The sequence below is a fragment of the Lysobacter xanthus genome, assembly GCF_047159895.1.
The window spans coordinates 1-9303 of record NZ_BAAGAB020000085.1; the positions used below are offsets into that span (position 1 = coordinate 1).

Annotated in this window: 10 protein-coding genes and 2 pseudogenes; 10 read left to right on the forward strand and 2 right to left on the reverse strand. The window is 70.2% G+C overall.

Going from position 1 to position 9303, the window contains the following annotated elements; translation table 11 throughout:
- Positions 1-77 precede the first annotated feature (77 nt).
- The 3 genes and pseudogenes from ACY35P_RS14015 to ACY35P_RS14025 form a co-directional block, all read left to right on the forward strand.
- Positions 78-1235: pseudogene (locus ACY35P_RS14015) on the forward strand (gamma-glutamyltransferase family protein); the annotation flags it as partial.
- A gap of 67 nt (positions 1236-1302) precedes the next feature.
- Positions 1303-1683, forward strand: a complete 381-nt coding sequence (locus tag ACY35P_RS14020) for a YbjQ family protein (protein ID WP_462116457.1) — start codon at positions 1303-1305, stop codon at positions 1681-1683.
- 41 nt (positions 1684-1724) lie between these two features.
- Positions 1725-2351, forward strand: a complete 627-nt coding sequence (locus ACY35P_RS14025) for an alpha-ketoglutarate-dependent dioxygenase AlkB (RefSeq protein ID WP_462116458.1) — start codon at positions 1725-1727, stop codon at positions 2349-2351.
- A gap of 3 nt (positions 2352-2354) precedes the next feature.
- Here the strand turns inward: ACY35P_RS14025 and ACY35P_RS14030 are convergent, their stop codons facing one another.
- Positions 2355-3203: an SDR family oxidoreductase gene (locus ACY35P_RS14030; protein WP_462116459.1), complete on the reverse strand. Its 849-nt coding sequence runs from the start codon at positions 3201-3203 to the stop codon at positions 2355-2357.
- 88 nt (positions 3204-3291) lie between these two features.
- Between ACY35P_RS14030 and thpR the strand changes: the two genes are divergently transcribed.
- A complete protein-coding gene (gene thpR, locus ACY35P_RS14035; protein WP_462116460.1) occupies positions 3292-3846 on the forward strand; it encodes an RNA 2',3'-cyclic phosphodiesterase in 555 nt (184 codons plus the stop codon).
- 43 nt (positions 3847-3889) lie between these two features.
- The gene (locus ACY35P_RS14040; RefSeq protein ID WP_462116461.1) at positions 3890-4627 is read left to right on the forward strand and encodes a DUF72 domain-containing protein; all 738 of its coding nucleotides are present in this window, start codon (positions 3890-3892) and stop codon (positions 4625-4627) included.
- Between the two features lie 6 nt (positions 4628-4633).
- Here the strand turns inward: ACY35P_RS14040 and ACY35P_RS14045 are convergent, their stop codons facing one another.
- Complete coding sequence (locus tag ACY35P_RS14045) at positions 4634-6409, reverse strand: M14 family metallopeptidase (RefSeq protein WP_462116462.1); 1776 nt, start codon at positions 6407-6409, stop codon at positions 4634-4636.
- 76 nt (positions 6410-6485) lie between these two features.
- Here ACY35P_RS14045 and ACY35P_RS14050 point away from each other — a divergent pair, with 76 nt between their 5' ends.
- The 5 genes and pseudogenes from ACY35P_RS14050 to ACY35P_RS14070 all read left to right on the forward strand — a co-directional run.
- Entirely contained in the window at positions 6486-7118 is a 633-nt protein-coding gene (locus ACY35P_RS14050) for a glutathione S-transferase family protein (protein ID WP_462116463.1), read from the forward strand.
- 25 nt (positions 7119-7143) lie between these two features.
- Positions 7144-7740 (forward strand): rhomboid family intramembrane serine protease, encoded by a 597-nt coding sequence (locus ACY35P_RS14055; protein WP_462116464.1) that lies wholly within the window; start codon positions 7144-7146, stop codon positions 7738-7740.
- A gap of 58 nt (positions 7741-7798) precedes the next feature.
- Positions 7799-8071 carry a GNAT family N-acetyltransferase gene (locus ACY35P_RS14060; RefSeq protein WP_462116465.1) on the forward strand — a complete coding sequence of 91 codons (273 nt, stop codon included), beginning with the start codon at positions 7799-7801 and terminating at the stop codon, positions 8069-8071.
- A gap of 44 nt (positions 8072-8115) precedes the next feature.
- Entirely contained in the window at positions 8116-8859 is a 744-nt protein-coding gene (locus ACY35P_RS14065; protein WP_462116466.1) for a pseudouridine synthase, read from the forward strand.
- A gap of 68 nt (positions 8860-8927) precedes the next feature.
- A pseudogene (locus ACY35P_RS14070) lies at positions 8928-9303 on the forward strand (hypothetical protein); the annotation flags it as partial.

Sequence of the window (9303 nt, forward strand, 5' to 3'; positions counted from 1 at the left end):
GTCGCCCCACCAGCAGGCCGGTCAGCGCCGCGCCGATCCACGGATTGGGCGTGTAGCCGGCTTGGCCGTCGCGCACGGGCACGCGCGAAGTCTTCCTCGCCGACGGCGATCCGCCGAAGGAAGGCGAGCTGCTGCGTCAACCGGACCTCGCGCGCACGCTGGAACGCATCGCGCGGGACGGCCGCGACGGCTTCTACCGGGGCGACACCGCGACGAAGCTGCTCGCCGCGGTCAAGGAGGAGGGCGGTCGCTGGACGGCCGAGGAACTCGCCGGCTACCGCGTGCGGGAGCGTGAGCCGCTGCGCTTCCAGTACCGCGGCTGGCGCATCACCACGGCGCCGCCGCCGTCGTCGGGCGGCGTGGCGCTAGCCGAGATCCTGCAGACGGTTTCCGGTTGGGACCTCGCCAAGCTCGATCCCGCGCATCGCACGCATGTGCTCACCGAGGCGATGCGCCGCGCATACCGCGATCGCACCATTTACCTGGGCGATCCCGACTTCGTGAAGATGCCCTTGTCGCGCCTGCTCGATCCGAACTACGCGGCCGGGTTGCGCGCCACGATCCACCCGGATAAGGCGACGCCGAGCGACCTGCTGCCGGGGCAACCCGCGCCGCTGGAAGACGACGAGACGACGCACTTTTCGATCATGGATGCGCAGGGCAACCTGGTGTCGGCGACGCAGACGGTGAACCTCACGTACGGCTCGGGGATGGTCGCGCCGGGCACCGGCGTGCTGCTCAACAACGAGATGGACGACTTCGCGCTCAAGCCGGGCACGGCCAACGCGTTCGGCGTGATGGGCTTCGAGGCCAACGCGCCGAAAGCCGGGAAGCGGATGCTGAGCTCGATGACGCCGAGTTTCATCGACTCGAAGGACAAGCTCGCGGTGATCGGCGCACCCGGCGGCAGCCGGATCATCACCGAGGTGCTGCTCGGCATCCTCGGCTACGACGCGGGGCTGTCGGCGCAGCAGGTCGCCGCACTGCCTCGCATCCACCACCAGTGGATGCCGGACGTGATCTCCGCCGAGCCCGGTGCGCTCGACGCGACGACCGTCGCCGCGCTCGAGGCGATGGGGCACAAGGTCAACGCGGGCGAGTCGACGTGGGGCAACCTGCAGACGGTGGCCTGGGACAAGCGTCGCGGCACGCTCGAAGGCGGCACGGATCCCCGCAATCCCGTCGGTCGCGCCGAGGTCCTGCCGTCGAAGGCGAAACTGTCTCCCAAACGCTGACCGGCGGTCGGCAGATCCGGTCGCGCCCGAGCGGCCGTGGAATGATGCGGCCTTCCCAGGAGGCCGCATGGATCCCTACAACCAGTCCGCCCGCCCGTCGCCGTCGGGCCTGTCGCTCACCGATGCGATGGTCACCACCGCGCTCGAACTCCCGGGCTACCGCATCGTGCGCAACCACGGCATCGTCCGTGGCATCACCGTGCGGTCGCGTTCCATCGTCGGCAACTTCCTCGGCGGCCTGCAGACGATCTTCGGCGGCAACATCACCATCTACACGCAGCTCTGCGAGCAGGCGCGGCAGGAGACGTACCGGGACATGCTGGTGCATGGTCGGCAGCTCGGCGCCAACGCGATCATCGCGGTGCGCTACGACGCGACCGAGCTGATGGCCGGACTCACCGAGGTGCTCTGCTACGGCACGGCGGTCGAGGTCGAGCCGCTCGGCTGAGCTTCACCGGCACCCGAAGCGCCGCGCGCGATGCTTCGCCCATGACCCCGTCGCCGGACCAGCCCGCGCTTTTCGCCACCGGCGACATCGTCCTGTGGGAGGACGCCGGGGGCGGCATCCGTTATCGGCCGGGGCTGGTCGACCCGCACACCGCCGCGCGCTGGTTCGAAGTCCTGCGCGCGGAGGTGGACTGGCAGGCGCATCAGCGCACGATGTACGAGCGCGTGGTGGACGTGCCTCGGCTGATCGCCTCGTACGCGCTCGACGGGCCGCGGCCCGCGGTGATCGACGAGGCGCTCGCGGCGGTGCGGGGCGCGGTCGATGCGCCGTTCGATTCGGTCGGCCTGAATCTCTATCGCGACGGCCGCGACAGCGTGGCGCCGCACAACGACACGCTGCATGCGCTGCTGCCGGGCCAGCCGATCGCGCTGGTCTCGCTCGGTGGCCTGCGCGACATGCTGATCACCCCGAAGCCCGGCACGCCCGGGCGGCGTATCCGCTTGCCGCTCGAGCCCGGAAGCCTGCTGGTGATGAGCCACGCCTCGCAATCGACGCACGACCACGGCGTGCCGAAGACGGCCGCGGACGTCGCCCCGCGCATCAGCCTCGCCTTCCGCGTGCGCCAGCCCGGCACGGACCTTCTGCGCGGCTATCGTCCGGCGACCTGAGGCTCAGCCGATGAAGCTGCCGCCGTTGACGTGGATGAACTGCCCGGTGACGTAGCTGCTGTCCTCGCTCGCGAGGAACACGTACGCCGGGCCGAGCTCGCTCGGCTGGCCGGGACGGCCCATCGGGGTGTCCTTGCCGAATGCCTTCTGTTCCTTCGGGCCGTAGGTTGAGGTGATCAGCGGCGTCCAGATCGGACCGGGCGCTACGCCGTTGACGCGGATGCCGCGCTTCACCAGGTTCTTCGCGAGCGAATAGGTGAACGTCTCGATCGCGCCTTTCGTCGAGGCGTAGTCGAGCAGGTGCTCGCTGCCGCGGAACGACGTGACCGAGCCGCTGTTGATGATGGCGTCGCCCTCGCGCATGTGCTCCAGCGCGAAGCGCGTGACGTAGAAGAAGGGATAGACGTTGTTTTCGAACGTCATCTTCAGCTGCTTCGCGCTGACGTCCTCGAGCCGGTCCTGCGACACATGGTCGGCCAGGTTGTTGACCAGGACGTTCAGCCCGCCGAGCTTCGCGACCGTCTGCTCGACGGCCCAGCGACAACGCGCCTCGCTCCGCGCATCGCCGCGCAGCAGCAGGCAGCGCCGACCCTCGGCGGCGACCAGGCGCTCGGTGTCGCGCGCGTCGTCGTCCTCGTCGAGGTACATGATGGCGACGTCCGCACCTTCGCGTGCGAAGTGCACCGCCACCGCGCGGCCGATGCCGCTGTCGCCGCCGGTGATCAGCGCCACCTTGCCCTCGAGCTTGCCGCTGCCGCGATAGCTCTCGCGGATGGTCTCCGGCTGGCGTGCCATCGGGCGCTGGCGACCGGGTTGCTCGAGCTTCTTCGTCGCGGCTTTCTTGCTGGCCATGGGCTCCTCCGTTTCGAATGCATCGTCCGGGCCGATGTGTCGGGGCGGCATGAAGCGCCGGCGACGCCGCCCGGCCTAGACTCGATGCATGAGCGATTCCCCGAACGCGCGCGGGGCCGGCGGACACCGGCTCTTCTTCGCCCTCTGGCCCGACGACACGGTGCGCGGTGCGCTGGAATCGGCGGTCGGCGGCGTCGCGGCGTTCCGCGGTCGCGGCCGCCGCATCGCGGCGGCGAAGTACCACCTCACCCTGCATTTTCTCGGTGGGTGGAGCGGCTGGCTGGACGCGATCGCTGCGACGGCCCGCGCCGCCGCGGCGGCGGTGGACGCGCGCGCCTTCCATCTCGTCGTCGATCGTGCGGGCGGCTTCGCCGGGCCGCGGGTCGGTTGGCTGGCGCCGGAAGGCAATTCGGGGCTGGACGCACTGTGGTCGGCACTGGGCCACGCGCTGGACGACGCAGCGGTGCCGTACCGCGTGCACGAGCACTTTTCGCCGCACGTCACGGTGATGCGCGAAATGCGCGGCAGGCCCGAGGAGTCGGTCATCGAGCCGATCTCGTGGCCGGTCGAGGACTTCGTGCTGGTGCACAGCCATGCGGGCCGCTACGACGTGATCGACCGCTGGATGTTGCCGGCCGGCTGAGCTTCACGCGGTGCAGCCGGCCGGTCCGTGCAGCCTGCGCGACATGGCGACCACTGGCGACGTCCGCATCGGCTGCGCGGGCTGGGGCATTCCCGGCGCGCAGGCGCACCTGTTCGAAGGCGAGGGCACGCACCTTGCGCGCTACGCGCGGCGTTTTCGCGCCGTCGAGATCAATTCGTCCTTCTACCGCCCGCACCAGCCGAAGACGTACGCGAAGTGGGCGGCGTCGGTGCCGGACGACTTCCGCTTCGCGGTGAAGTTCCCGCGCGCGGTGACCCACGATGCGCGGCTGCGTGATCCGGGCGCGCACATCGACGCGTTCGCGGAGCAGGTCGGCGCATTGGGTGGCCGACTCGGGCCCGTGCTGGTGCAGTTGCCGCCGAGCCTCGCTTTCGAGCCGGAGGTCGCACCGGACTTCTTCGCGCGCCTGCGCGAGCGGATCGACGGGCCGGTCGTGTGCGAGCCGCGCCATGCCAGCTGGTTCGCGCCCGAGATCGACGAGGTCTGGTCACGATTCGCAGTCGGTCGCGTCGCTGCCGATCCCGCGCGCGTGCCTGCGGCAGCGGAAGCGGCGGGCGCCGGCGCCGTGCGTTACTGGCGCCTGCACGGCTCGCCGCATGTCTACTACGACGCCTACCGCGACGAAGGGCTCGCGCGCTGGGCCCAGGACATCCGTCGCGCGCTCGACGCGGGAAACGACGCCTGGGTCATCCTCGACAACACCGCGATCGGCCACGCCACGGCCGATGCGATGCGGCTGGAGGCGATGCTGGCCGGGTGACCCGGCTCAGCGCGGATCGCGGTCGAGCTTCAGCACCGGGTAGAGCCCGTAACGGTCGTCCCAGGCCGTGTGGCGGCGGTAGAAGAACTCGAGCCGCTGCTGCGGGCTCTTCGCGAACGCCGCGTCGTCGTGGACCCGCCGATCGAACTCGGCGCGCAGCGCGGGATCGGCGGCGAGCATTTTTTCCGCCTCTTCCTCCGCGACGTAGTCCTCCATGTATTCCTTGCGTTCGAATGCGGCGTTGAGCAGGCCCCATCCGGCGATGGCATCCGGCGCCTTCGGTTCGAGCAGCCCCATCACCAGTCGTGCCTTCGGCTGCGCGATCGGCACGAACAGCGCGCCGCCCGCGACGTCCTGCGTTTCGGCCTTCCACTGGCCGTCGGCATCGAGGCGCTGGTGCCCCTCGAACGAATCGCCCGTGAAGCGGATCGCATCCGCGCGCCAGGCCTGCGCGGCGACGCCATGCAGCGGCGTCGCGATGCGCTCGTAGCGGACGCCGTGCGCATCGAGCGTCGGTGCGATGCGCGAAACCCACGCGGGCGGCACCAGATAGCCGGCGCGCGGGGCGATTGCGGTGGTGCCCGGCACGATCACGTCGCGCAGCGGCACCTTCCAGACCTGCGGCTTCGACTCGTCGTAGCGCGTCATCAGCGCCCCCGAAATCGCCGACGGCGTACGCGTGTAGGCGTAACCCTTGAAGTCGATCGTGCGTACGGCGTCGGTGGCCTTGTAGTCGAGCGGCACGACGTCCCCGGCCAGCTGCGTGGCGCGCTCGTCGGCCTGCTGCTGCAGGCGACGCCAGGCGACGCCGTTCGCGGCAACCTGCTGCAGCACGGCGACGACCGCGTCGTGCGTCGTGCGGACGCGGTAGGCGTAAGGCCGCCACGAATGGGTCTCCACCAGCATCGCCATGCGGTTGCGCAGCTGCATGTAGCCGGTCGAGAAGCGCGGCGTCGAGACGCCATCCTCGAAGCCGGATGACGGATCGTCGCCCTTCACGAACGACGGATAGAAGGGCAGCGGCAGGCCGCCCCGGCGCGTGAGCGCGTCGATCGTGCCCTGGCGCAAGGCGCGACCGGCGGCGCGAAGCGGCGCGTCGCCCGAATTGACGGGCTCCACCTGGATCGAGACGTCGTGCTGGAACTTCGCACCGTCGGTGACGTGCAGGTCGACGTAGACGACCGGGTCCCAGCGCTCGATGAGCGCGAGCATCGCGCGCATCTCGGGCGCGTCGGCCTTCATGTAGTCGCGGTTGAGGTTGAGGTTCTGCGCGGTCACGCGCCAGCCCATCTCCTCCGGGCCGCGCTGGTTCGGGCGGTTCCACGCCTTGAAGCGCTCGTGGCCGTCGACGTTGAAGACGGGCACGAAGACGAAGACCTGTTTCGACAGCGCTCCCGTCGCGGCCTTGCCGTCGAGCAGTTCGCGCAGTGCGAGGAAGCCGGCATCCTTGCCGTCGATTTCGCCCGCGTGGATGCCGCCCTGGATGAGCGTGACCGGCAGCGCGCGCTCGCGGGCCGCGTCGGGCGTGAGCGCCCCCGAGGTGGATGCGACGAGCAGCTTCATCGGCCGTCCTTCGGGCGTGGTGCCGAAGGTCTCGCATCGAACCGCCTGCGGATACCGCGCGGCGAACGCGTCGCAGAGGGCGATGACCTCGTCGTAGCGGCCGGTGCGGACGAAGCCGCTGCGCTCGGCGACGGTGGTCAGCGTGTCCTGCGCGCGGTCGGCCGCGGCTGCGGGAAGGGCGAGGGCGAGCAGGGCGGCGAGCAGCGGCGTACGGGTCATCGGGAAAGACTCGGGGAAGGCCCGGGCATGGTAGCCGGGGCACATGCGATCATGCGGGCCCCTGCCGGAGAACCCGATGCGCGCTCTCTACTTCGCTCCCGGGGCCGCGAGCCTCGTCGTCCATTGGCTGCTGATCGAGCTCGGGCTCGACGTCGAACTGCGCCGCGTCGACACGGCGGCCGGTGAGCAGAAGCGTCCTGAATACCTCGCGATCAACCCCAACGGGGTCGTGCCGACCTACGTCGACGACGGCGAGGTGCTGTTCGAGGCCGCCGCGATCGCAATGACGCTCGGTGACCGCCACGGCGCCGGCACGCTCGCGCCGGCGTTTGATTCCCCGCAACGCGCCGCGCATACGCAGTGGATGTTCCACCTCGCCAATGCCGTGCAGCCGCTGTTCCGCATCTGGTGGTATCCGCACGAAGTGGCAGGCGAGGCCAACGCGGTGGTTTCGCGCGAGCACGTCGTGCCGCGCATCGAAGCCGCCTGGCAGCGCATCGACGACCACCTCGCCGCGCACGGCCCCTTCCTGCTCGGCGTCGGGCCGACGGTCGCCGACTTCTACCTGACGATGCTGCTGCGATGGTCGCGCGGCATGCCCCGCCCCGGCGACCGATGGCCGCACCTGGGCGCGCTGGCGTCCGCGATGAAGGCGCGCCCCTCGTTCGCGCGCCTGTACGAGCGCGAAGGCCTCACCGAATGGGCCTGAGCCCGACCACCCGCGCGAGCCGCACATGCTGACTTTCCTGCTCATCGCCATCACCGTCGGCGTCTCGTGGCTCGGCTTCCATAAGCCGCGCCTGCTCGATCGCCTGCTGCTCTATCCGCCGGCGGTGAAACGCGGCCAGCCCGACCGCCTGCTCACGCACGGCTTCGTGCATGCGGACTGGTCGCACCTGCTGTTCAACATGATCACGCTGTTCTTCTTCGGCCGGCTCGCCGAGCAGGTCGTCGGCGGCATCGCCGGGCCGTTCGTATACCTGCTGTTCTATCTGTCGGCGATCGTCGTCGCGATCTTGCCGAGCTACCTGCGGCATCGCGACGACACGCGCTACCGCAGCCTGGGCGCATCGGGCGCGGTGTCGGCGCTGGTGTTCGCGGCGATCCTGATCGATCCGTGGATGATGATCTACGTGCCGATCCCCATTCCGGCCATCCTCTACGGCATCGGCTACGTGGCCTGGTCGTGGTGGGCCGACCGCAACAGCATGGACGGCGTGAACCACAATGCGCACCTGTCCGGCGCGATCTACGGCGTGCTCTTCATGCTGCTGATGGACAGCCGCGTCGGTGCGCATTTCCTGGGCGCCCTGGCCTCGCCCCGGTTCTGACGATCACCGCGCGTCGATGCCGCCCGGTGTCTGCTGAGGCTCTTTCGCGAGGTCGACCATGCACGTCCAGCACGAACCGGAATCCGAGCGCTTCGTCGTCGCCCTCGACGGCCAGGAAGCGGAGGTCAGCTACGAGATCGAGGACGGGGTGCTCGCCATCACGCACACCGGCGTCCCGGAGGCCATCGGCGGCCGTGGCATCGCCGGCGACCTCGTTCGCGCCGCCTTCGAGCATGCCCGCGCCGAGGGGCTGCGGGTCCGGCCGCTCTGCAGCTACGCAGCCGCCTGGACCCGCCGGCACCCCGAATACGCCGAGCTGCTGGCGGACTGACCGTCCGCCCGCCGGCGTCGCGCCGCGGACGCGGTTGTGACAGCATGCCGCGCCCGCCGCTCCGCCCCGATCCCATGCGCCTGAACAAGCACATCAGCGACACCGGCTTCTGCTCGCGCCGCGAGGCCGACAGGCTGATCGCGGAAGGCCGCGTCACGGTCAACGGCCTGCGCGCGCGCGTCGGCGCCGAGGTGGGCGGGGGCGACGAGGTCCTCGTCGACGGCCAGAAGCTCGCCGTCCGCAAGGCCGCGCCCGGCAAGCGCCGGCACGTCTACATCGCACTCTACAAGCCCGTTGGCGTGACCTCGACGACCGAGAGCGGCGTCAAGGACAACATCGTCGATTTCGTCGGCCACCAGGAGCGCATCTTCCCGATCGGGCGCCTGGACAAGGATTCCGAGGGCCTGATCCTGCTGACCAGCAACGGCGACATCGTCAACGAGATCCTGCGCGCGGAAAACAAGCTCGAGAAGGAATACCTCGTCGCGGTGAACAAGCCGGTGACCGAGGAATTCGTCCGCGGCATGGCGCGCGGCGTGCCGGTGCACGGACAGACGACGCTGCCCTGCAGGACGCGCAAGCTCGGTCCGTTCGGCTTCCGCATCGTGCTCGTGCAGGGCCTGAACCGGCAGATCCGCCTGATGGCCGCGCACTTCGGTTACCGGGTCAAGACGCTCGTGCGCGTCCGCATCGGCACCGTCCAGCTCGGTCACCTCAAGCCCGGCCGCTGGCGCAAGCTGACCGATGCGGAACTGCGCAGCCTGCTGCCGGGACGCGCGGAGTTCTGATCGCGTCGATACGGGCATCACACGCGGCACATTAATTTCGCGTCGACGCCCGTTTCCGCCGACGCTCCATGACCCCGCCCCCGAACGCATTCCGCCGCGCGACCGTCCTGGTCGCGCCCGTGCTCGCCTGCCTGCTTCTCGCCGCCTGCGGTCAGGACGAGGCGCCGTCCGCGCGCTCCGCCGGCGCGTCGCGCTCCGCCGGCGCGTCGCGCCCGGCGATCGCGCCGACGCCGCGCGTCCAGCTGAAGGACGTGCTCGACACGGCCCCGACGCACATCATCGGCATCAGCTACCCGGCCGACCTCGCCAAGTACCCGGGGCTGGCGGCACAGGCGCAGCGGTACGCGACGCAGGCGCGGCAGCAGGTGCTGGACGCGGTGAAGCACCGTCCGGCCGACGCCGGCGGCACGCCGTACGAGCTGTCGCTGGAGTTCAAGCTGAAGC

Coding starts and splice junctions, on each gene's coding strand:
- ACY35P_RS14030 (WP_462116459.1), bottom strand. CDS start 3,203: ATGGCCAGCAAGAAAGCCGCGACGAAGAAGCTCGAGCAACCCGGTCGC.
- ACY35P_RS14060 (WP_462116465.1), top strand. CDS start 7,799: ATGCACGTCCAGCACGAACCGGAATCCGAGCGCTTCGTCGTCGCCCTC.
- ACY35P_RS14025 (WP_462116458.1), top strand. CDS start 1,725: ATGACCCCGTCGCCGGACCAGCCCGCGCTTTTCGCCACCGGCGACATC.
- ACY35P_RS14050 (WP_462116463.1), top strand. CDS start 6,486: ATGCGCGCTCTCTACTTCGCTCCCGGGGCCGCGAGCCTCGTCGTCCAT.
- ACY35P_RS14020 (WP_462116457.1), top strand. CDS start 1,303: ATGGATCCCTACAACCAGTCCGCCCGCCCGTCGCCGTCGGGCCTGTCG.
- ACY35P_RS14055 (WP_462116464.1), top strand. CDS start 7,144: ATGCTGACTTTCCTGCTCATCGCCATCACCGTCGGCGTCTCGTGGCTC.
- ACY35P_RS14065 (WP_462116466.1), top strand. CDS start 8,116: ATGCCGCGCCCGCCGCTCCGCCCCGATCCCATGCGCCTGAACAAGCAC.
- ACY35P_RS14040 (WP_462116461.1), top strand. CDS start 3,890: ATGGCGACCACTGGCGACGTCCGCATCGGCTGCGCGGGCTGGGGCATT.
- ACY35P_RS14045 (WP_462116462.1), bottom strand. CDS start 6,409: ATGACCCGTACGCCGCTGCTCGCCGCCCTGCTCGCCCTCGCCCTTCCC.
- thpR (WP_462116460.1), top strand. CDS start 3,292: ATGAGCGATTCCCCGAACGCGCGCGGGGCCGGCGGACACCGGCTCTTC.